20 protein-coding genes are annotated in these 23,318 nt (G+C 44.4%); 9 read left to right on the forward strand and 11 right to left on the reverse strand.

From position 1 onward, the window contains the following. Nucleotides 1–25: 25 nt before the first annotated feature. A complete protein-coding gene (locus tag ACXACS_RS06585) occupies nt 26–586 on the forward strand; it encodes a DUF3833 domain-containing protein (protein ID WP_474805286.1) in 561 nt (186 codons plus the stop codon). 134 nt (nt 587–720) lie between these two features. Here ACXACS_RS06585 and ACXACS_RS06590 read toward each other — a convergent pair whose 3' ends face one another. The 3 genes from ACXACS_RS06590 to aceK all read right to left on the reverse strand — a co-directional run bounded on the left by ACXACS_RS06590 (nt 721) and on the right by aceK (nt 4,820). Continuing rightward, on the reverse strand, nt 721–2,145 hold the full coding sequence (locus ACXACS_RS06590) for a sensor histidine kinase (protein WP_474805287.1): 1,425 nt from the start codon (nt 2,143–2,145) through the stop codon (nt 721–723). Continuing rightward, on the reverse strand, nt 2,142–2,822 hold the full coding sequence (locus ACXACS_RS06595) for a response regulator transcription factor (RefSeq protein ID WP_474805288.1): 681 nt from the start codon (nt 2,820–2,822) through the stop codon (nt 2,142–2,144). The genes ACXACS_RS06590 and ACXACS_RS06595 overlap by 4 nt, the downstream gene beginning before the upstream one ends. A 264-nt stretch (nt 2,823–3,086) precedes the next feature. After that, nucleotides 3,087–4,820 carry a bifunctional isocitrate dehydrogenase kinase/phosphatase gene (gene aceK, locus ACXACS_RS06600; RefSeq protein ID WP_474805289.1) on the reverse strand — a complete coding sequence of 578 codons (1,734 nt, stop codon included), beginning with the start codon at nt 4,818–4,820 and terminating at the stop codon, nt 3,087–3,089. Between the two features lie 179 nt (nt 4,821–4,999). Between aceK and ACXACS_RS06605 the strand changes: the two genes are divergently transcribed. Then, nucleotides 5,000–5,398: a response regulator gene (locus ACXACS_RS06605; protein WP_474805290.1), complete on the forward strand. Its 399-nt coding sequence runs from the start codon at nt 5,000–5,002 to the stop codon at nt 5,396–5,398. 85 nt (nt 5,399–5,483) lie between these two features. On the opposite strand, the gene arsB is transcribed toward ACXACS_RS06605, so the two are convergent. From arsB to ACXACS_RS06630, 5 genes are all read right to left on the reverse strand, one after another. Continuing rightward, nucleotides 5,484–6,524, reverse strand: a complete 1,041-nt coding sequence (gene arsB / locus ACXACS_RS06610) for an ACR3 family arsenite efflux transporter (protein ID WP_474805291.1) — start codon at nt 6,522–6,524, stop codon at nt 5,484–5,486. A 23-nt stretch (nt 6,525–6,547) separates the two neighbouring features. After that, nucleotides 6,548–7,231: an arsenical resistance protein ArsH gene (gene arsH, locus ACXACS_RS06615; protein WP_474809222.1), complete on the reverse strand. Its 684-nt coding sequence runs from the start codon at nt 7,229–7,231 to the stop codon at nt 6,548–6,550. Between the two features lie 65 nt (nt 7,232–7,296). Continuing rightward, nucleotides 7,297–7,764, reverse strand: a complete 468-nt coding sequence (locus tag ACXACS_RS06620) for an arsenate reductase ArsC (protein WP_474805292.1) — start codon at nt 7,762–7,764, stop codon at nt 7,297–7,299. Between the two features lie 134 nt (nt 7,765–7,898). Further along, on the reverse strand, nt 7,899–8,243 hold the full coding sequence (locus tag ACXACS_RS06625) for a metalloregulator ArsR/SmtB family transcription factor (protein ID WP_474805293.1): 345 nt from the start codon (nt 8,241–8,243) through the stop codon (nt 7,899–7,901). Between the two features lie 136 nt (nt 8,244–8,379). Then, nucleotides 8,380–9,060: a protein-tyrosine phosphatase family protein gene (locus tag ACXACS_RS06630; protein WP_474805294.1), complete on the reverse strand. Its 681-nt coding sequence runs from the start codon at nt 9,058–9,060 to the stop codon at nt 8,380–8,382. A 410-nt stretch (nt 9,061–9,470) separates the two neighbouring features. Here ACXACS_RS06630 and ACXACS_RS06635 point away from each other — a divergent pair, with 410 nt between their 5' ends. Further along, nucleotides 9,471–10,106 (forward strand): carbohydrate binding domain-containing protein, encoded by a 636-nt coding sequence (locus ACXACS_RS06635; protein WP_474805295.1) that lies wholly within the window; start codon nt 9,471–9,473, stop codon nt 10,104–10,106. Nucleotides 10,107–10,195: 89 nt separating this feature from the next. Here the strand turns inward: ACXACS_RS06635 and ACXACS_RS06640 are convergent, their stop codons facing one another. Continuing rightward, nucleotides 10,196–11,353 (reverse strand): S-(hydroxymethyl)glutathione dehydrogenase/class III alcohol dehydrogenase, encoded by a 1,158-nt coding sequence (locus tag ACXACS_RS06640; protein ID WP_474805296.1) that lies wholly within the window; start codon nt 11,351–11,353, stop codon nt 10,196–10,198. A gap of 189 nt (nt 11,354–11,542) precedes the next feature. On the opposite strand from ACXACS_RS06640, the gene ACXACS_RS06645 reads away from it, so the two are divergent. The 6 genes from ACXACS_RS06645 (at nt 11,543) to ung (ending at nt 21,039) form a co-directional block, all read left to right on the forward strand. Further along, entirely contained in the window at nt 11,543–12,421 is an 879-nt protein-coding gene (locus ACXACS_RS06645) for a LysR substrate-binding domain-containing protein (RefSeq protein WP_474805297.1), read from the forward strand. Nucleotides 12,422–12,503: 82 nt separating this feature from the next. Next, complete coding sequence (locus ACXACS_RS06650; protein ID WP_474805298.1) at nt 12,504–15,053, forward strand: excinuclease ABC subunit UvrA; 2,550 nt, start codon at nt 12,504–12,506, stop codon at nt 15,051–15,053. Nucleotides 15,054–15,431: 378 nt separating this feature from the next. Further along, on the forward strand, nt 15,432–17,897 hold the full coding sequence (thrA, locus tag ACXACS_RS06655) for a bifunctional aspartate kinase/homoserine dehydrogenase I (protein ID WP_474805299.1): 2,466 nt from the start codon (nt 15,432–15,434) through the stop codon (nt 17,895–17,897). A gap of 121 nt (nt 17,898–18,018) precedes the next feature. After that, on the forward strand, nt 18,019–18,963 hold the full coding sequence (thrB, locus tag ACXACS_RS06660) for a homoserine kinase (RefSeq protein ID WP_474805300.1): 945 nt from the start codon (nt 18,019–18,021) through the stop codon (nt 18,961–18,963). A gap of 121 nt (nt 18,964–19,084) precedes the next feature. Continuing rightward, entirely contained in the window at nt 19,085–20,368 is a 1,284-nt protein-coding gene (gene thrC / locus ACXACS_RS06665) for a threonine synthase (RefSeq protein WP_474805301.1), read from the forward strand. Continuing rightward, complete coding sequence (gene ung, locus ACXACS_RS06670) at nt 20,368–21,039, forward strand: uracil-DNA glycosylase (protein WP_474805302.1); 672 nt, start codon at nt 20,368–20,370, stop codon at nt 21,037–21,039. The genes thrC and ung overlap by 1 nt, the downstream gene beginning before the upstream one ends. Nucleotides 21,040–21,115: 76 nt before the next feature. Here ung and ACXACS_RS06675 read toward each other — a convergent pair whose 3' ends face one another. Continuing rightward, nucleotides 21,116–21,292: a DUF3545 family protein gene (locus ACXACS_RS06675; RefSeq protein ID WP_081765847.1), complete on the reverse strand. Its 177-nt coding sequence runs from the start codon at nt 21,290–21,292 to the stop codon at nt 21,116–21,118. Nucleotides 21,293–21,654: 362 nt separating this feature from the next. After that, entirely contained in the window at nt 21,655–23,304 is a 1,650-nt protein-coding gene (gene pgi / locus ACXACS_RS06680; RefSeq protein WP_474805303.1) for a glucose-6-phosphate isomerase, read from the reverse strand. Nucleotides 23,305–23,318: the final 14 nt, after the last annotated feature.

The following is a 23,318-nucleotide window of genomic DNA, read 5'->3' on the forward strand; positions in this document are numbered from 1 at the left end:
GGGTTAGTTGAGCAGGATAAGTAAAATGATAAAAAATATGATGAAGTTATGTTTAGGGGTAGGGTTTGCAGCATTGACCATGGCAGGGCTTTCTGGATGCTCTGTGTCGGTCGATGGTGAAGATTATCAGTCGGTATCTCCGGTTTTTGATATTGAGCAGTTTTTCGATGGAAATGTTAAGGCATGGGGCATAGTACAAAACCGCTCAGGTGAGGTGGTACAAAGGTTTGTGGTAAACATTGATGGCTCAATAGTGGGGAATACCCTAACACTTGATGAAACGTTTGATTATGGCGTAGGTGAAGGGCCAGAATCTCGGACTTGGAAAATAGTAAAGCAAAGCGATAACACTTTTGTCGGTAACGCGGGTGATATTGATGGTCCTGCAAAAGGTACGAGCTATGGTAACGCTTTCAATTTTCACTACCAGATGGATTTGCCGGTAGATGATACTACTTATTCAGTAACATTTGATGACTGGTTTTGGGCTTTCGATGACACTACCATGATGAACCGTTCGTACATTCGTAAGTTCGGTATTGTGATGGCAGAAGTTACTATCTTTATGCAAAAGCAAATTGATTGATAATTTACAGATATAAATCTGGAAGGTTTGCTGACCTGTACCATCCATAGGTCAGCTTCCAGAAAAAGAAAAATAAAATTAGCGAGTACAACTTAGCGCACCAGATATCTAGATAGTGCCTGCAATTTGCTGATTCAGACTAGCTGATTTTGACGCAGATTAATCGGAAAACAAAAAACAACACCAAGACCATGTCCTTGCATTAGCGGGTCGTGCACAAACCAAGTTTGCCCACCGTGAAGCTTCACTATTGCGGAGACAAGTGATAAGCCTAGCCCATTGCCTTTGCTCGTTCTGCTGCCATCAGCGCGATAAAAGCGGCGTTCTAGATTTAATATCTCGTGTTCACCCACGCCTATGCCTGCATCATTGACGGCAATAACGATGTGTTTTTCCGTGGTAATTAGCTGAACCGCAACCATACTATTTTCATTTGAATACTTGATAGCATTATCTAATACGTTGGCTACAGCTTGGAAAAGTAAGTTAGGGTCAGCAAGCATAGTCACGCTTTCAAGCTGACTGGACAGCTGAATATTGCGCTCCTCGGCAAGGGGGTGGTAAAGGTCGACCACATCTTCAACAATAGCTTGGGCATCGGTACTACAGAACCCCTCTTTTTTGTTCGTGGTCTCAAGACCGCTTATGCGCAATAAACTGTTGAACATATTGAGTAGGTTATCTGCTTCTTGAGTCGTGTCTTCTCGTAGCTGGTCGTCTTCAATTCTTTCTAGGGTATTACGAAGTCTGGAAAGCGGTGTGCGTAGGTCATGAGCAATACTGTCTGTGACTGACTTGATGTTATTAACCGAGCTTTCAATGGTATCCAGCATTTGATTAAAAACGAAGGAAAGACTGCTGAGATCGTCCCAATTGCTATCAATCTCTAGCCGCTCTTCAAGGTTACCAGTCTTTATAATCTTATCAGCGGTTTGAGACATGCGGTTAATTCGATTGACCACATACACGGCAATGGCGAAGCTTAGAATACTTAAGGCACAAAGCAACACAACGATAATCCAGCTAAAGGTTTTGCCAAACCACTGTGCGCTATATAAGTCATCGATACCACGCCCGACATAGAGGGTATAGTCCCCTAGTACATCTTCCCTCATCAATGCTTGGCGTAAGGTTTTCCTTGATGAGCTGTTAGGCCGGGTAATAACGATTTCTGCAGTATCAAAGTTGGCCCCTTTGTGCCGCTCTAATACCAGAGGGATAGATGCTAAGTTCCCCGCAACTACTTGCTCATCTTTGCTCAGAACGACAAATGATCGCAAATGTTCGAATGAATGAGAGGGTGTTTTCGCGCTAGAAGGGTTGTGGTTATTATCGTTTACAATGGCCGACTTAACGGCATCAATACCAAGGTTTTCATAGAGAGTTACGAGCGCGTTTGCTTTGGCATTAACGGCAGCATTCGACTCGGAAATAAACAAGTCACTGCTCGTTAATCGCCAAAAGTAAACAATTAAAACAATGGCAATACAAGCTAGGGTGGTGAGCAATACGCCTACGCGAAAACTAGAACTACGCGTAAAGTCGCGTATTGCTATCATGCAAGCTCGTCCGCTATGCGGTAGCCAGTGCCTCTTACGGTTTCAATAAGTGGAACATTAAACGCTTTATCCACTTTCTGACGTAGACGGCTAATGTGAACATCAATCACGTTAGTTTGCGGGTCAAAATGATAATTCCAAACCTGCTCCAACAACATGCTCCGCGTTACAACTTTACCTTTATGACGAAGTAGACATTCAAGTAGTTGGAATTCCTTTGATTGAAGATCAATTTCTTGATCGCCACGCAATACTTTACGGTTAACTAAGTCTAGCGTGAGGTCTCCAACTTTTATCAAGGTCTTGTCATCGCCGTCTTTATTGCGACCAGCCAAACCTTCAACGCGAGCAAGCAGCTCTTCAAAGGCGAAGGGTTTAGTTAGATAGTCGTTAGCGCCGGTGCGAAGGCCTTTAACCTTATCTTCAACTTGGCTCTTGGCGCTTAGTAATAGAACAGGGGTCGTGTTACCTTCTTCGCGAAGTTTCTCAAGCACAGTGAAACCGTCGAGTTCGGGTAACATTACGTCTAAAATTACCGCGTCTAGTTCGTTACTAGCGGCTTGTTGGTAGCCTGATGTTCCATCACCTACAGTAATACATTCATGCCCTTCACCCAACAGTCCATTTGCAATGTGCGAGGCAACCTTTGGATCATCTTCTACAAGTAGCACTTTCATTATCAGGATTCTTCTATTTATCTACATTCACACACTTGTTTGGCATTGCTGATACCGATATACGGTATTTAACAAACAGCAAGCGAGAACAAGTAGTCAAAAAGCAATATCGCTTTGCCTCTTTTACGAGCTATACGACTTAAAACGATCACTTTTAAGCTTTTTCGCATGTAGCTAAATTTTGTCCTTATTTATAGAGCGCTATATCCCTTTGAACGTTAGTTTAAGATGATACGGAGGATGCTTTTTATTCACGTATCCAGTCTATTCACCTTTGTTAAAGCGCATGCTCGGGTTATAAGGGGTAAAATGCTGCACATCTCCACGGGCACACTTCTTTTGTACACCGTGCCAGTACTCCGGTGTCATCAAGTCGCCGTGCAATGACTTAAGTATATCTTTGAACTTTCGCTTACCAACGATGAAGTGCTCGAATTGTTCGGGGAATACGTCGTTAGGCGCTACTGAAAGTGTATCAATGGCATAGGGGTCATCAGATTTTGGCAACTCCCTGAAGTTACGCTCGTTCATTAAGCAAATTTCATCATAGTCGTAGAAGATCACGCGACCATGACGGGTAATGCCGAAGTTTTTGTGCAGCATGTCGCCGGGAAAGATATTTGCCATGGCAATTTGCTTAATACATAGACCCAGCTCATCAAGCGCACGCGTTATTTTTTCATCGTCGGTTTCTTCTTGAAGGTATATATTTAGCGGCGTCATTTTCCGCTCAATGTACATGTGCTTGATGATAAGTTCTGTCTCAGTAAATTCTAAACTCGACGCACAAGTTTCTTTTAGTTCTTCAATAAGCTCGGGTTCAATTCTATTTAACGGGAACCTAAAATTAACGTATTCATGGGTGTCAGCCATTCGGCCAACACGATCTGACATCTTCACTAACTTGTAGCATTCTTTTACGTGCTCACGAGTGATTTTCTTACTTTCTGCAAATTCATCTTTAATAATTTTAAAAACAACGCCATAAGAGGGCAGATGGAAAACCATCATCACTAAGCCGCGAATTCCCGGCGCAGCTTCGAACTTGTCATCAGTCTCGTCCATGTGTGCCAAAAAGTTGCGATAGAAAACCGTTTTGCCGTGTTTGTAATGCCCCATCGACATATATAATTCGAAGTGTTTTTTATTCGGCAATAACTCTTGTAGAAAAGCGGCAACCTCGGCCGGGTTTTGCGTGTCGGCCATAAAATAGCTACGAGCAAAACCAAAAATGACGCTTAGGTCTTTGCGGTCGGTCAGAAGGGCATCAACGAACATATGTGGCTCGTTGTATCTTCGCATGGCGATGACAAACGGCAGGGTTTCATCGGGCATACAAATGCGACCAATCAAATAAGCCGCTTTACCACGAAAAAAAGTAGGCTTAAGGATCTCAACGGCTTGTACACTGGCTAGTTGTTCTTTGTTTAATCGTGCGCGTAGGGCCGTTTCAAGGTTTTGTAAGTCCCGTTCAAAGTTTTCAAACGGAATATTGTATCGATAAATTTTGAATATCGACTCGTACATTTCACGTACGGTAGTGGTGGTGTCAAAGCTGTTGACTACTTTGTCTCTGTCTTGCCCCGGCAAAAAGCAACGGCTAGGCAGAACAAACATCATGTCGTTGTCTATTTTTCTGTGCTTAAACAGTCGACCAATCACTGAGTTATAAAAGGTTTCAGCTAACTCAAACTGCGGGTGCCCTTCAAGCTGTAGCGCAAACACTTTTTTGAGCTCTTGCCAAAAAGCATCATCTTTTTGGTGGACCTGAGTAAGCTGATAAATTTCGGCAACCGCATCTGACAGGCTTTGTTCATAAATAGTAATGCGCTCTTTAGAGGCTAGCTGTGTTTCTTTCCAATTACCCTTTTCAAATCTTTCTTGAGCGCCCCGTGTAATTCGGGTGAACCATCGGTAACTCTTATCAAAATGAGACAAAATCTGATAGGCAACTTTTCTGACCAAGTTTTTGTCTTGGGTCGCAGCTAACTCTTGCATAGGGATGTTTTCCTTTTTTGTTACGCCTTATATCTACCACAAAACATGCTAATAGGAGAGGAGAGTTTGGTGTCGTTATCGAGTAAGTAGCCAATAATTCGATGTTTTTATTATTTTCTTATACTTTCGTTTAATGTATTCTAACGGTGGATTAGTAACCAATTATAAGATTGTAGTTAATGGGTTTTAATATTCTGATTTGTGACGATTCAGCGCTTGCACGGAAAATGGCTAGAAGTAACTTGCCTGGTGGGTTCGCTGAAGCTATTTATGAAGTGTCAAATGGTATGGACGCTCTAGAAGTATTAGCCCATCATACTATTGACCTTGTATTACTAGATTTAACAATGCCTGTGCTGGGCGGGCTCAGCGTTTTGAGCGAAATTAAACGCCGTAAACTTGAGACTTTTGTCATTGTTATTTCAGGTGATATTCAGCCATTGATGCAAGAGAAAGTGATGTCTTTGGGCGCATTAGGTTTTATTGAAAAGCCAATTAAGCGAAACGAACTTACGGCGGTTCTACAACGCTTTGGTTTCATTCTTCCCGATACTTATAAAGCGCCAATTGCGGTTTAAGAATTTAAAAGATGAGAAGGGCGAGCCATGGGCTCGCCCTTTTTTATTTCCGCGATGTCACCGCTGCAGACTGGGATAACACTGCTTAGTCAAACCAATGGCGAGTTTTGTTTGCAAACCACACTAGCGAAAGCATAACGGGCACTTCAACTAGTACGCCAACGACGGTGGCAAGCGCTGCGCCGCTGTGTAAACCAAATAGTGAAATGGCTACGGCTACCGCCAACTCGAAGAAGTTAGACGTACCTATCATACATGCTGGTGCAGCTACATTGTGCGGCAGTTTCATGCGCTTTGCGGCAAAGTAGGCAATAGCAAAAATACCGTAAGTTTGTATAAGCAGGGGTATCGCAATAAGCACGATATCTTGGGGCTGCGATAATATCGTTTCTGCTTGAAGGCCAAACAAAATAACTATTGTCAGCAGTAACCCAATTACTGAAAACGGCTTAAATTTACTTACTAGCGCGTCGACCGCGTTATTTCCTGAACCTGTTTTCTGTGTGCTGTTGTTTTTGTTTTCCAAGTGGCGGCGCGTGATATAACCCGCTACCAGCGGCAATACTACATAGAGCGCTACAGACAGTAGCAGGGTGTCCCAAGGAACCGTGATATCTGTTACACCCAACAGCATGGCGGTAAGCGGTGCAAAGGCAACGACCATAATAAGGTCGTTAATTGATACCTGAACTAGAGTGTAGTTAGCATCTCCTTTGGTAAGGTGGCTCCATACAAAAACCATGGCAGTACAAGGAGCAACACCAAGTAAGATCATACCTGCAATGTATTCTGTGGCAGTTTGCGGGTCTACCCAGTCGGCAAAAATACCTTTAAAGAATAGCCAGCCTAATAGCGCCATAGTGAAAGGCTTTATCAGCCAGTTAACCACAAGCGTTAGCACCAGGCCTTTTGGCTTTTTACCCACATCTTTAATAGAGCCAAAGTCTATTTGCACCATCATTGGGTAAATCATTAGCCAAATAAGTACTGCCACTACAAGATTTACGTGTGCATATTCAAGCGCTGCAATAGACTCGAATACGCCAGGCAAAGTATAACCTAGGCCCACCCCCGCAATAATGCAAAGACCAACCCACACTGATAAATAACGTTCAAAGAACCCCATTTCTACTCACCTTTGTCTTAATTTTACAGCGATTTTTGATTAACACGCTTACTCACTTCCTCTGCGCTTTCAACGCGCTCGGAATAGCGATCAACAAGAAAGTCTTTGTTGTCGCGGGTAAGCAAAGTAAATTTCACCAATTCTTCAACTACATCTACTATTCGGTTGTAGTAAGGTGACGGTTTCATGCGTCCATTGTCTTCAAATTCTAAAAACGCTTTTGCCACAGAAGACTGGTTAGGGATGGTTAACATGCGCATCCAGCGGCCTAAAATGCGCATTTGGTTTACCGCATTAAACGATTGTGAACCGCCTGATACCTGCATAATGGCCAGCGTTTTCCCTTGAGTAGGGCGCACGCCACCAAGGCTAAGCGGTACCCAGTCGATCATGCTTTTCATGATGCCGGTCATGCTGCCGTGACGCTCAGGTGAACACCAAATTTGACCTTCAGACCACATCATAAGCTCGCGTAGCTCTTTTACTTTCGGATGTGATTCATCTTCAGTATCGGGCTGCGGCAAACCGTGCGGGTCAAAAATCTTGGCCTCTGCACCAAAGTATTCAAGCAATCGGGCTGATTCTTCTATAACTAGGCGGCTGTAAGAGCGTTCTCTAAGCGAACCGTAAAGCAACAAAATGCGCGGTTTGTGGTCTGAAAACCTTGTTGCAAAGTTTGCCATAATCGGCTTGTGCATTTGCTCCATTACTGCATTATTAGAGGGGCTTTCAGCTGTTAATGTTTTCTGTTCCATTGATTTACCTTTACTCTTTACTGGGCGCCTAATTTTGATAGCGCCTCTTTAAGCGCTGCTTTATCTAAGTTTTTTTCAGCAAGCTCTGCTAATGCCGCTACACGCTTTTCAATAATATTGATAGTGTTGTTGAATGCTTCAGCTTTTTCCTGTTCGCTACCTTCTAACTTAGACGGGTCTTCTAAGCCCCAGTGCACCTTAAGCGATTTGCCGAAATAAACGGGGCATGATTCACCCGCCGCTGAATCACAAACGGTAACAACGAGATCAGCGTCATAATCTTCAAATTCATCCCACGATTGGCTTTGAAGCCCGTTGGTCTCAAATCCGCGCTCTGCAAGGTATTTAAGAGAGAGAGGGTGAACTTCACCGACAGGCTGACTGCCCGCGCTGCGCGCTTCTACATTACCGTTAGAGGCATTAGTGATGGCCTCGCAAAGAATACTGCGGCAACGGTTGTGCGTACAAATGTATAAAATCTTCATATAAAAACCTTATTTAAATGACTGAAGCTACTTTAGTTAGCTATCAAAAAGTTGAAAAAATATTGAAAAATAGAAAACTGGCGGCTTACCAAGATGCAATCATCACTATTGATTTGCACCACACTACGTAAGAGTTAGCAATTCTCGCAGAGCAAGTTCGCTAATGGCTCTTCGATGTATGCACTATTATTCGAGGCAGTGTTTTTGATAACGTCTAGCGCCCAAGCAGGCAAGTCAGGATGAAGTTGGTAATACACCCATTTGCCCTTACGGGTATCGAGCACTAAACCGCATTTTCGTAAATCTGCAAGATGACGTGAAATTTTTGGCTGGCTTAGTTGAAGCGCATCGGTGAGATCGCACACGCATAACTCGCCTTTTACGCTAAGCATAAGCAGCGTCTTTAAGCGAGTGTCTTCCGACAGACATTTAAAAAATGCTAGGGGCGCTACCTGCGCAGGTTCACAACAATTCGACATAAAAACATCACATATGAAATTTCGTATGTGATATATCGTATATGAAATTTCGTATGTGTCAATAACGCATCTGAAATTTCATATATGTGTAATAGAAATGAAGTGGTTTAAAAGCTAATTAAGGAAGTGCTTAAATCTATTGGCTTTCAGAAACGGCGGCCTCAAACGACATCGCTACTTGTTTGCCGCTTACCCCGTTGTAGTGAGTGATAACTTCGTTCATAAAGGCGTACCATGTCGGGTTCGGGTGCCAAATAGCCATAAGGTCTTTTTTAGCATTTTGTTCACTTTCGCCCAGTACGTTAATTCTATAAAGATAGGTAAAAGCAGCACCCCGCCAATTCAGTTTACAGTGGGTGAGTACCTTGTCTTCCTTAACATCTACGCTTTGCATAAATGCCGCGTAATTTAAAAAGTTAGCGAGCGTTGGGCCTTCCCAATCTACGGGCACATTAAAGTAGTCGAGTCCTAATTCTGAGGTCGTTAAAATCTCACTCGCTCGATTTCCAGGAATCAAATCTATAACGTGTGTCACCCCTTCCTCTTTTAGCAAAGAAAGATGAGAGGCATCAGGCAAGCCTGAAGAATACATAAAGGGCGCGTTTTTTTGGTAGTTAGTGAGCGTTGAAAGGGTAGGTGTGGTCTCAACCTGCGTGTCGGCACTTGTTTTCGATGCTGTAGCGTGAGCGTTCACAGGTGCACTTAAACCTAGCCCTAGACCGATACAAGCAGCGGTAACAGTAAAACTAAATGTAGGCTTTTTAAACGATAGTGACTTTTTCATTCTTGTATCTACTGCTGGCTGGGGCTTTTTCATAATTTAGCGCTCAATGTTGACACTGTTTAAAGGTGGCAATGTTGCCACGTCTTACGTTACACACTTGATTGCGTGTTGTCCAAACGGTAAAGCCACCCTTTTGTAATTAGGGCCAGTTGACCTTTGATTTTAAGTAAAGGTCAACAAGCCCAAACACTAACATAGATAACTGCCGTTATATTTTGGATTCAGCCCTCAGCTTTTTACCGCCTTAGGCTTTAAAGAAGGTGCCTTATTTCAGTTGAAGATCAAATACTGACGTGAGAGATAGAACAAGGGCCGTGCTCAAAGCATTAGAGCACCGAGTTATTTAGTTATACTTTTATACGACATGCTAAAGAATAAGATACACAGGTTGGACCACTTGATAAAATATACTTATAGAATCGCGCGTGGTTTTGGAGAAGTACATGAGCAAGTGGTTACAAGTTCTATTTTTAGTTTTAGGTGTGAGTACGTCCGCTCATGCTAACTTGATATTAAATGGTAGTTTTGAAAATAACGATATCAGAAGTAACAGCTGGAAAGCCTTTACCGCCGGAACCGTAGAGGGTTGGAGCGGCACGAATATGGAGTTATGGGATAACTTTCAACGTTTAAACGCTTTTGATGGTAGTCAATACGCTGAACTAAATGCTAATGGAAACGGCGGTCGATATTCTATTTTTCAGACTTTTTCTACTGAGGTAGGAAATACTTACGATGTGTCATTTGCCTATGCAGCACGACGCAGTGGAGAAAGTTTCCAGTTAGACATACTCAGTGATACCAATAGCGTTTTATACAGTCAGGTGTTTGATGATCATGCCATAAAAAGTTGGTCTGAGTTCTACGGTGATTTTGTTGCACAAACTGCTCTAACTACCATTCGTTTCTCTACCATTAATACAGGAACCTATGGCAACTTTGTTGACGATATCGTGGTAACTGCAGCGCCTAGCTTTGCAGCAAGCGTATCGAGTGTTTCTGTTTCTGAACCGGCAAGCTTGGCAATATTGCTACCTCTATCGGCTTTGGCGCTGATAAGACGCAAGAGAGCCAAGTAAATTCACATATGAAGTAATTACGAAAAGGCCCGCATTTATGCGGGCCTTTGTTTTACATTCAAAAAATATCTGCGCTTTGGTTCTAACGCTTATTTATCCATATGCACAACGGAGCGGATACTTTCGCCTTTATGCATTAAATCAAAGGCTTCGTTTATTTCATCAAGGCCCATAGTATGAGTGATAAACTCTTGGAGGCCAAAATCACCGTTTAGGTATTGTTCAACAATACCTGGCAGTTCTGAGCGACCTTTAACACCACCAAAAGCAGAACCGCGCCATACACGACCTGTCACCAACTGGAATGGACGCGTTGAAATTTCTTGCCCTGCACCTGCAACACCGATGATTACTGATTCACCCCAACCTTTGTGGCAGCACTCAAGTGCAGAACGCATTACGTTGACGTTACCAATACATTCAAATGAGTAGTCAACGCCGCCGTCAGTCATTTCAACAATCACTTCCTGAATAGGCTTGTCGAAATTCTTAGGATTGACTAGGTCAGTTGCGCCAAGCTGTTTCGCTAGGTCAAATTTGCTCTCGTTAATATCAATACCAATAATGCGACCAGCGCCCGCCATGCGCGCTCCAATGATGGCTGATAGACCAATTCCGCCTAGGCCAAAAATAGCAACCGTGTCGCCTTGTTGCACTTTTGCAGTTTTAAGTACAGCACCCATACCCGTAGTTACACCACAACCAAGCAGGCAAACTTCGTCTAGCGGCGCATTTTTGTTTACTTTCGCTAGCGATATTTCAGGTAGAACTGTGTACTCAGAAAACGTTGAGCAGCCCATATAGTGATAAATTGGCTCGCCATCTTTAGAAAAACGACTTGTGCCATCTGGCATTAGGCCTTTACCTTGCGTCTCGCGCACTGCTTGGCAAAGGTTAGTCTTACCTGATTTACAGAACTTACATTCGCCACACTCGGCGGTATAAAGAGGGATAACGTGGTCGCCAACTTCTACACTAGTAACGCCTTCGCCCACCATTTCAACAATACCACCACCTTCGTGGCCAAGAATTGAAGGGAATACGCCTTCAGGATCATCACCGGACAGCGTAAATGCGTCAGTGTGGCATACACCAGTTGCAACGATGCGTACAAGTACCTCGCCTTTCTTAGGAAGCTCTACGTCAACTTCTTCCATCTTTAACGGCTCACCTGGGCCCCAAGCCACCGCAGCTTTCGACTTGATGTGGGTTTGACCTTCTTGCAACGAATCTTTAAACGATGTCATGTGATGACTCCTTAATCATAAATATACGATGATGTTTTATAGGCCAAAGTATAGGAGACGGATTACTAATGATAAATACATTTTCAGTAAATCACTTTTGCAAATTTGTAATAATTGCGCTTGACGAATAGAATTGGTGGATAGAAAAGAGTACTACATTGAGTAACGCTCAATTAACGGGTGAGAATAATGAAATATCTAGAGGGAATAGCTGAGTTTTGTGCAGTAGCAGACGTAGGAAATTTTACAGGGGCTGCAAATAAGCTAGATACTTCAGTGGCGCAAATAAGCCGTAAAGTCGCATCGTTAGAAAAGCAGTTAGGCGTTAAATTATTGCAGCGTACTACGCGAAGTGTTTCACTTACTGAAGCAGGTTCCCAGTATTTTCAGCAAGTTTTACCCGCGTTAAAAGTGCTTGAAGATGCCCAGCTATCCGTAAGCGCGCTTCAAGCATCGCCGCAAGGGTTAATTAAGCTCACCGCACCAGTCGCCTTTGGCGAAGCATTTATTGCGCCTCTGCTCAATACCTTTATGCAAAAGTATTCTGGCATTAGCGTACAGTGCACCTTCTCAAACGAAAAGCTCGATATTGTCGAGCAAGGCCTCGACCTGGCCATCCGTATTGGCAAACTAGAAGACTCGACGCTGGTTGCCAAAAAGCTGGCTACTCGTCACTTGTTTGTATGCGGAAGTAGGGAATATTTAAAAGATAAAGGACAGCCTAAAAGTATTGAAGAGTTAAAAGCGCACTCGCTACTGGTGGGGTCACAACCCTATTGGCGTTTACTTATTGATAATAAAATTCAATCAATTCCAGTACAGGGAAGGGTTCGGTATAACAGCGGTAATGCACTATGTAGCGCCGCGATTGCTGGTTTAGGTATTGCACAACTGCCCGGGTTTTACGTGCGTAAAGCACTAGCCTCAGGTCAGCTAATAGAGCTGTTCCCCGAGTATAAAGATAAGCAAGAAGCTATTTGGGCGGTATTTCCTTCAAACAGAAATGTTGCACCTAAAATTAGGTTACTGGTGGACTTTTTAGCTCAACATCTTGTCTCAGATAGCTAAAGTGCCTGTTTTAAAAATAGTGATCGAAATATAGCGCCTGCATCTAAGTAATCTTTAATTAAGGTGACATGCAGGTGATGAAGTGCTCAATGATGAGGGAAAAATTCACGTACGCGGTGCCCGTGTACACAACTTAAAGAATATTAGTATCGATATACCGCGAAATGAAGTGGTGGTGTTCACCGGTGTATCTGGTTCAGGAAAATCTTCTTTGGCTTTCGGCACGCTTTATGCCGAGGCTCAGCACCGCTATTTAGATTCAATATCACCTTATGCCCGGCGGTTGATTGAGCAGGTGGAGAAACCTGACGTAGACGCGATTGAAGGCCTACCTCCTGCTGTGGGCCTCCATCAGCGCCGTGGCGCACCTTCCGTTCGTTCTTCTGTTGGCAGTATCACCACGCTATCTAATAGCCTGCGAATGCTTTATTCCCGGGCAGGCGACTATCCCGAAGGGCAGAACATTGTTTACGCAGACAGTTTCTCTCCTAATACGCCTGAAGGTGCATGTGAACACTGTGACGGTATTGGAAAAGTTTTTGACACACAAGCTCATCGCCTTGTACCCGACGATAGCCTTACTATACGGAAGGGCGCTGTGGCAGCTTGGCCTGGGGCGTGGCAGGGCAAAAACCTAGTAAGGGTATTGTTATCGCTTGATATTGATGTTGATATTCCATGGCGTGAACTGCCTCAAAAAACGCGCGACTGGATCCTGTATACCGACGAAATGCCACAGGTACCCGTCTATCGAAATTACAATCTAGCGCAAACTCGTAAAGCACAACAAGAAGGTGAACCTGCTAGCTACAATGGAAAGTTTATCAGCGCGCGGCGTCATGTGCTCGACACCTTCAAAACGTCTCAAAAAGAGAAAATGAAGCAGCGAATCGCTCCCTTCATATCTGTTGAAGCATGTCCAGTTTGCCGTGGAAAAAAGCTTAAGCAAAAAGCGCTGGCAGTGAAAGTTGATGGCTTAGATATTATTGATTTTTCAAGGCTGCCACTACAGCAAGTTCATGAAAAGCTTCAGGCGTTAAGAAAGTCAGTCGACGGCGATACTTCAGAGCGTGGTCAGGTAATACGCAATATTACGGGCGACATTATTGAAAGAGTGAAACCGATAATAGCGCTTGGGCTTCATTACCTGTCGTTAGATAGAAGTACAACAAGTATCTCAGTAGGCGAACTACAGCGATTGCGTCTGGCGACCCAGCTTAAATCGAACTTATTTGGCGTTGTATTTGTGATGGATGAACCCTCATCAGGTCTTCACCCTCGCGATGTAGAAGGGCTTATTCGCGCGCTTCACACTATTACCGAAACGGGAAATTCGTTGCTTGTTGTCGAGCACAATCCTTATGTTATCAAAGGCGCTAACTGGGTTGTAGACGTAGGGCCGCGAGCGGGAGTGAACGGAGGTGATCTGGTTTATAGTGGGCCGGTTAAAGAACTGGCAAGCAATAAAAGCTCCCCAACGGCAGACTACGTTTTTAACAATAAAGCCCTAAGCCAGCGTAGCAAACGCAAATCATCAAAGGCATTGCGTTTAAAAGACGTTTCCAAAAATAATGTCAGCCATGTTGATATTAATATTCCACTTGGCGTGATGACCTGTGTTACTGGCGTTTCCGGCTCTGGAAAGTCGAGTTTGATTAGCCAAGCATTAGTTGAGTTAGTCAAAGATGGTTTAAGTACAGTCGAGAAAGAAGAGAAGCGAGCGAAAGAAACGAAAGAGACGAGAAAAACGAAAGAACTGCTTACTGACGCCAATTCGCTCCTTGCTCAAGACGCTTTTTCTCATGAAACTGAGCCGCAGCAAGGCTATGTTGAAAGCGGGCTTGATGAGTTAAGTCGTATAGTTGTGGTAGATCAGTCTCCCATCGGCAGGACACCTCGTTCAACATTGGCAACCTATACCGGCATATTTGATCAAATCAGAAGTTTATTTGCTTCAACCGAAGAAGCGAAAGCCCGTGGGTACGATGCGGGTCATTTTTCGTTTAACGTCGCAAAAGGGCGGTGCCCACATTGTGAAGGCTTGGGCGTGGTATCGGTAGAACTACTGTTTATGCCGAGTGTTTATTCCCCCTGTACCGTTTGTAACGGACAGCGTTTTAACGATAACGTACTGGAAGTTGGTTACAACGAACACTCTATCGCTGACGTACTATCGCTTACGGTTGAAGAAGCACTATCTATATTCAAGAGTAATCAAGTCATTACGCGGGGGCTTCGAACGCTAATGAATGTAGGGCTTGGCTATTTAACTCTGGGGCAAAGTGCTACTGAATTATCAGGCGGCGAGGCGCAGCGCATTAAATTAGCGTCAGAACTTAAACGTGCTCAAAATGCTAATACTCTTTACGTGCTGGATGAACCTACAACAGGTTTACACCTTTCAGACACCTCGCTACTTATGCAGCATTTAACCACGCTAGTTGAAGCGGGGAATACGGTGGTGATGGTTGAGCACAATATGCAGGTGGCTGTGGCTTGTGACCACATTATAGATATGGGGCCGGGCGCTGGTGATGAGGGGGGAGAAATCGTTGCTGAAGGTAGCCCAGAGGAGGTTGCTAAGGTTAAACAAAGTGCAACAGCCCCATTTTTGAAGGCGAGCTTGCTCTAACAAAGGCTTTCACTGAATGAGTTCGGTTTAAATGATCGTAGAAATAAGTACTTGTTTAAAGCTACTTAAGTACAAGTAAGCCAATTTAGAAACTGCTTAAACTGTATTTGTACCTCAAAAAGAAATATTAATTAAAGAGTGTTTCATATTTTGCAATACAGTGTGGTGAAAACTGCGGTTGACTTATAGACGTCTATACGGCAAATTGCTTGTATGAAAAAGATTCTACTTACTCGCACCACCATTATGTTAATTACCACCTTAAAAAGGGCGGTCGCTGACTAGTGCAAGTAAGCAAAAGACAACGAAAGCCCGCCTAACACAGAGCGGGCTTTTTTTTACACACGTTTTAGCATGCGTAACCTTAAGGAGCAGCATATGAAAGTCTTAAAGTTTGGGGGTTCTTCTCTAGCCGATGCACCGCGATACATGCGCGTTATGGAAATTAGCACGGCAACCCACCAAACCGACGGTGCTGCGGTTGTACTCTCTGCCCCAAAGGGGGTAACGAACGCGCTTTCACTACTTTGTGAACAAGCAGCCGCGGGTGAAGATTTCCAGCCATTATTCGATAAGTTGAATGACACGGTCACAGGCATTGCCAACGACCTGAACGATGAACTCGACGGATTTGAACACGCAAGCGTGGTGGAATTTATCAATAGTCACTTATCAGTATTAAAACAGCACCTTGAAGGCATTAAACTGCTCGGCGTTGCGCCAGATAATGTTGCTGCTGGTATTCTTAGTATTGGCGAATACATCTCGGTTACGCTCTTTAGCGCTATGTTATCGGCTAAAGGCATTGCAAACCGCGTTATCGACCCAGTTAAATATGTGCTTGCTGAGGGCGATTACTTAGACAGTATTGCCGACGTATCGCTAAGTAAAGCGCGTTTTTCAGATGTGCCTACCGATGGCAGTGAGTTTTTGGTTATGCCTGGCTTTGTAGCTGTTAACGAAGCAGGCGAAAAAGTAACGCTAGGACGTAATGGCTCTGACTATTCAGCGGCTATTTTAGCGGCGTGTATAGACGCTAGCTGCTGTGAAATTTGGACAGACGTAGACGGTGTGTATAACGCTGACCCCAATCAAGTGGAAGGCGCGGTGCTGCTAGACAAGCTTACTTATCAAGAGGCGATGGAGCTGTCTTACTTCGGTGCCAAGGTGCTTCACCCTAAAACTATCGGGCCTATCGCCCAGCATCACATACCTTGTTTGATCAGAAATACGTTGAACCCGGCAGCGCCTGGTACGTTAATCAGTAATGAGAAAAGCGAAGTGTGGACGTCGGTGAAAGGTATTTCACAGCTTGATAACGTCACCATGTTCAACGTTGCAGGGCCAGGCCTTAAAGGCATGGTGGGTATGGCGAGCCGTGTGTTTGAGGTTATGTCGAACGCTAATATTTCAATTAGCCTTATTACGCAGTCATCTTCGGAATACTCAATTAGTTTTTGTATTCAAAGCAAAGACGCCAGCCGTGCATTAACGCTACTTGAAGATGCTTTCGCGCTAGAGCTGCAAAATCAATTGCTAGATCCTATCGAAGTACGTCACGATCTGGCCATTGTTACTTTGGTAGGCGATGGTATGCGTCAAACCAAAGGTTTGGCAGCGCGATTCTTTAACTCACTAGCCCAAGCACGAGTAAATAACGTTGCTATCGCACAGGGCTCTTCAGAACGCTCAATTTCCACAGTAATCGAAAGTAAGCGTGCTAAGAAAGCGGTTAAGGTTATTCATCAGAATTTTTTCTCTGACCGCCATACCATAGACGTATTCCTAGTAGGGTGTGGCAATGTAGGCACTGAACTGCTAGGTCAGATTGAAAAACAACAGCCAGCACTTTTAAAACGTAATATTCAGCTGCGCGTTTACGGTATAGCAAATAGCCGTAAATTGCTGTTGAACAGCCAAGGTATTGATTTAAGCAGCGATTGGAAAGCGGCCCTGGACTCTGCAAGTGAAGGCTTGAGTGTAGAGCGCTTGCATCAGTTCGCAAACGATACCAGCTTGGTCAACCCAGTCATTGTTGATTGTACAAGCCATGAAGCCATCGCTAATCAGTACGTTGATATGATGGAAAGCGGCTTCCACGTAGTAACGCCTAACAAAAAGGCGAATACCAGCGCTATGTCTTATTACCGCAAGTTACGTAAGACTGCACTTAATACGAATCGCCAATATTTGTATGAGACAACAGTGGGCGCGGGCCTTCCTGTTATCGACAACCTGCAAAAACTATTCAGTGCAGGTGATGTGCTGCATCGTTTTGAAGGTATTCTTTCAGGCAGCTTGTCTTACGTATTCGGTAAGCTTGAAGAGGGCATGAGCCTGTCGCAAGCGACACAAACGGCCAAAGACAACGGTTTTACCGAGCCAGATCCTCGCGACGATTTAAGCGGTATGGACGTTGCTCGTAAGTTGCTTATTATGGCCCGTGAAGCCGATTTAGAGCTTGAGCTTTCTGATATAGAGATTGAGTCGGTACTGCCTTCGGGATTTGCAGAAAACTGTTCTATCGACGAATTTATGCAGCAGCTACCCGAGTTAGATGCTGCGATGAATGATAAAGTTGAGGCGGCTAAAGCGGAAGGCAAAGTGCTTCGCTATATTGGCAGCATTGAAGATGGAAAGTGCAAAGTTAGTGTACAGGCCGTCCCTGCTAGCAATCCGCTTTCTCAGGTGAAAGACGGCGAGAATGCACTGGCGATTAATAGTGACTACTACAGTCCAATCCCTTATGTAATTAGAGGATATGGTGCAGGTGGTACGGTAACGGCGGCAGGGGTATTTGCCGACATTTTACGCACTATGCCGTGGAAACAAATGGCGCATTAACCGCTAAATAACGCAAAGCATGCTTTGCGTAATGGGTAAGTGGCTAAAGTAAGAAATTCGAAGGTGTGACTTAGGCCAGTGATTTATCGCGTTAAGTCGCAAGCGAAGTAAGAGAAATTATATGAAAGCATTCAAGGCCTTTGCGCCGGCATCAATTGGAAATGTAAGCCTAGGCTTTGACGTACTGGGCGCAGCGCTTGCGCCGGTTGACGGTACTAAGCTCGGTGATGAAGTTGAAATAAAAGCGGCTGAGTCATTTTCATTAGAAACGGTGGGGCGCTTTGCTCACAAGCTTCCGGGCGATGCGGATAGCAATATAGTTACTAAGTGCTATCACTATTTTTGTGAGCAAATGGAAAAGGCTGGAAAGCCAACCTCTCCTGTTGCACTAACGCTACATAAAAATCTACCTATTGGTAGTGGTTTAGGTTCAAGCGCAAGTTCTATTGTGGCAGCGTTTGCGGCACTTAATGCTTACTTCGATACGCCATTTGATGAAGATACGCTACTTATTATGATGGGTGAGTTAGAAGGTCAAATAAGCGGTAGTATTCACTTTGACAATGTTGCGCCATGTTATTTAGGTGGCATGACTTTGATGACAGGTAGCGATGCGCCGGTCACTCTGTCTCTACCTCTTAACGATGACTGGTACTATGCAGTTTGCTATTCGGGTATTAGCGTATCCACAGCCGCAGCGCGTGACATCTTGCCTAAGCAGGTGGATATGGCGACGGCGCTTACCTTTGGTCGACAACTTGGCGTGTTCGTACACGCACTGCATGCGGGTAACTTTGACTTGGCGGCGTCGGTAATGAAAGATGTTATTGCCGAGCCTTACAGAAAATCGCTATTGCCAGGTTTTGATGAAGCTCGCGCGTTTAGCGAGCAAGCCGGGGCACTAGCTTTTGGCATTTCGGGCTCGGGGCCTACGGTGTTCGCTGTATGCCCAAGCAAGGCGCAAGCGGAAGAAGTCGCGGCATATTTAACCGCGAACTACATCCAAAACGAAGATGGCTTTAGCCATGTGTGCCAAATACCAAGCCAAGGTACTACTATTTGTTAAAAGCACATGTATTTGTTAAAAGCACATGATTTCTTAAAGTCATAGTAACTTTTAAAAGCAAAAAGATTATTTAAAAGATTGAAAGGGCGAAGTATTTGCCCACATAAAAAGGTAACAGCAAGTGGAATTGGTAAATTTAAAAGATTCATCGGACACAGCAAATTTTGCTGAAGCCGTTAAGCGCGGCTTAGGTAAAAACCAAGGGCTTTATTTTCCAGAGCATATACCAACACTAGATAATATCGATGAACTGTTGGAAAAACCGTTTGTCGAGCGCAGCATTGACGTGCTTCGCGCGCTCATCGGTGACGAACTGAACAATGGCGAACTAGAAGAAATTGTTAAAACCGCATTTGCTTTTGGTGCGCCGGTTGAGCAGGTTAATGATAATGTCTACAGCCTAGAGCTTTTCCACGGTCCAACGCTGGCATTTAAAGATTTCGGCGGCCGTTTCATGGCGCAAACCCTTTCGCGCATCAGCGAGGGCAAGCCAGTGACTATTTTAACCGCAACATCAGGTGATACAGGTGCCGCAGTTGCTCACGCGTTCCATGGTATTGATAACATCAACGTGGTTATCTTGTTCCCGAAAGGAAAGATTAGCGCGCTGCAAGAAAAGTTATTCACTACGCTAGGCGGTAACATTCATACCGTTGCTGTAGAGTCAGACTTCGATGCATGCCAATCGCTAGTGAAAACCGCGTTTGACGACCCTGATGTGCGTGAAGGTCTTCACTTAAACTCAGCAAACTCAATCAATATTAGCCGTTTGTTGGCGCAGGTTTGCTATTACTTTGAAGCGGTAAGTCAGCTGCCTAAAGAGAAGCGCGATCAGCTTGTTATATCAGTTCCTAGCGGTAACTTTGGTAACCTGACCGCAGGCATGATTGCTAAATCTTTGGGTCTACCTATTAAGCGTTTTATCGCGGCAACTAACCTAAATGATACGGTACCTCGCTACCTTAAAACTGGCGAGTGGGACCCTAAAGCGACGGTTGCAACTATGTCTAACGCGATGGATGTTAGTCAGCCAAACAACTGGCCTCGTATTGAGGCGCTTATAGAGCGTGGTTATATCGACAAAGCGTGCCTGAAAGGTGAGATGGTAGACGAAGAGTATACTCAGCTTGCAATGCGTCAACTAGCGCAGCAGGGCTATACCAGTGAGCCGCACGCCGCTATTGCCTATCGCGCGGTAAGTCACGACTTAGAAGACGGTGAAATTGGTTTGTTCTTAGGAACAGCGCACCCGGCTAAGTTCAGAGAAACAGTTGAAAACGTGTTAGGTAACCCAATCAGTTTACCGAAAGCCTTGGCCGATGTAGCGGGAGAAGACAGCTTAGCGGTGGACTTACCCGCGTCCTACGATGCACTTAAACAGCACATGATGGATTTGCTTAAGTAATGTCATCATCGGAGTTGACTTGGCAAAGCACGTTAGGTGATGAAAAACAAAAAGACTATTTTGTTGAATTGCTTGAACGGGTGAAAAACGCTCGTGAAGCGGGTAGCGTTATTTACCCGCCTCAGTCTGACGTATTTAATGCACTTAAATACACCCCGCTTGATAAGGTTAAAGTCGTGATCTTAGGGCAAGATCCCTATCACGGACCTAATCAAGCACACGGGCTATGTTTTTCAGTAAAAGCGGGCGTTAAGACACCTCCATCTCTGAAAAACATGTACAAAGAATTGTCAGCCGATATAGACGGTTTTAGCGAGCCTAATCATGGCACGCTTACGTCTTGGGCAGAACAAGGCGTACTTTTACTCAATACCGTGCTAACGGTAGAGCAGGGGAAAGCCCACAGCCATGCGAAATGGGGATGGGAAACCTTCACCAATAAGGTAATCGATGTGGTCAATACGCACGGCCACAACGTTGTATTCCTTTTGTGGGGAAGTCACGCGCAAAAAAAAGGTAAGCACATAGACCGTGAAAAACACCACGTCTTACATGCACCTCATCCATCTCCGCTTTCAGCGCACAGAGGCTTTTTAGGTTGTAAACACTTCAGCCAAACCAACCAATATTTGGTCGACAAAGGTAAAACGCCGATCACCTGGCAGGTATAGCGTTAGCTTTTACGCTAAGTATTTACACCATGCTAGAAAGTAAAAAGGCCGCCTGTATTACAGGCGGCCTTTTTATTTATCTTTCCAGTGTCTCTAGCTCGTACTCGAAACCACAATCGAGTTCGGCGAGTTCTTTTTCTAAAGCGTACCTATCGCGTAGTGCCTCGATTTCTCTCCACTTCCTTTTTTTGCTTTTGGTTTTTGCTGGGCTTGCTTCGATGTCTAACATGGCAAATAGATCTGATTTATCCACTGGGATCTCCTTTTTATACCACTACAACTAATACAGAGTTTTTGTTTTTAATTCCCTCTGTACGATTTTGTATCACAGCCGCCACTAAAATAAAATAGTTTAATTTACCTTTTATTAACAAATTGTGACGATATGATGACAAGGGTTAGGAAATGTCCAGTGTGTTTAAAGCGTGAACAATAACTGTATGTAATTGATCCTATTTGGTTTCTTAGTAATCAACTGTACAGTGTTACGGGCATCAAAAATGTCTGTCGTGTGCTTGATAAATACCGCAACAAAAAACGGCTAGCTTCCGAAAAAGCTAGCCGTTCAGTTTGTTATTTGCACCAAGTGGGTGATTTTAAATCACCTCGCATTCCTTATTTTGGTGCATTCGCTGCTCTGAATTTAGCAATCAATTGTTGTGTTGAAGCGTCGAAATTATCTTTGTCTGCTTCGCCTTGAATGCCAGCAAGTACTTGGTTTCCTAGTACTTTACCTAACTCTACGCCCCATTGGTCGAATGAGTTAAGGTTCCAGATAACACCCTGAACGAATACCTTATGCTCATACATTGCAACCAGCGCGCCAAGTGTTTTAGGCGTAAGGCTATCAAACAAGAAAGTATTGCTAGGCTTGTTGCCAGGCATGGTTTTATGAGCCGCCAAGCGTTTGCGTTCAGCGTCGTCTAGGCCTTTACCGTCAAGGTCTGCATAACACTCTTCAAAGGTTTTACCCTGCATCAGCGCTTGGGTTTGACCAAAACAATTAGACGCAAGCATAGCGTGATGCGTGTCGTCTTGGTTAGGAACGTTAAGCGGCAGCATAAAGTCTGCTGGTATAACCCCAGAGCCTTGGTGAATAAGCTGATGGAAACTGTGCTGCCCGTTTGTACCTTCGCTACCCCAAATAATTGGGCCAGTAGGGTAGTCTACGCTTTCACCTTCTTGCGTTACTTCCTTGCCATTACTTTCCATATCCAACTGCTGTACGTAGGCAGGTAAACCGCGAAGATAGTGGTAATAAGGCAGCAATACATGAGACTGTGCATCGAAAAAGTTTCTGTACCATACGCCTAACAACGCAAGCAATACAGGCATGTTTTCTTCAAGTGGTGCAGTAGTGAAATGGTTATCCATCTCAAACGCACCTTCAAGTAAGCCTTTAAAGTTTTCAAAGCCGAGAGCTAATGAAATAGGTAGGCCTATAGCAGACCAAAGCGAATAACGACCGCCTACCCAGTCCCACATAGGGAAAATGTTATCAGCGCTGATACCAAATTCGGTCGCTGCTTTAACGTTTGAAGATACCGCGACAAAGTGCTTAGCGATATCTTCTTGTGTACCGCCAGACTTTAAGAACCAGTCTTTAGCCGTTAGCGTGTTCTGCAGCGTCTCTTGGGTAGAGAAAGACTTTGATGACATAACCACAAGGGTTTCTTCAAAATCAACGCTAGATAGCACGTCGTGAATGTGGCAACCGTCAACGTTGGCCACGAAGTGAACCTTAACCGCCTCAACCGTATGAGGTTTTAACGCCTCGGTCATGATTTTAGGGCCAAGGAACGAACCACCAATACCAATCGCTACAATGTGCTTAATAGGTTTGCCAGTATAGCCCTTGTGTTCACCACTGTGGATTGAGGCAGTAAAGGCTTCAATTTTTTCAAGGGTGGCGTGCACCTCAGGCATGACGTCTTCACCGTCTACCAATACTTTGCGGTCAGAGAAGTTACGAAGCGCGGTATGCAGCACTGCGCGACCTTCTGTTGAGTTAATCTGCTCACCAGAAAACATTGCGTCGCGCAGGGTTTCTAGTTTGCACGCTCGAGCAAGATCGAAAAGCCCTTTAAGCGCGTCGTCATTTACACGGTTTTTTGAGTAATCAAGAAAAATACCGCAGGCTTCAAGCTGCATCTTTTCTGCGCGATTTGCATCTTGTGCAAACCAGTCGCGCATATGGGCATCTTTCACCGCTGATGCAAGTTCAGACAGCTTTTTCCATTCGGGAAGAGAAGTTAAAACACTCATTGTCTCGTCGGTTC

The organism is Alteromonas sp. AWM4_230 (genome assembly GCF_056158305.1).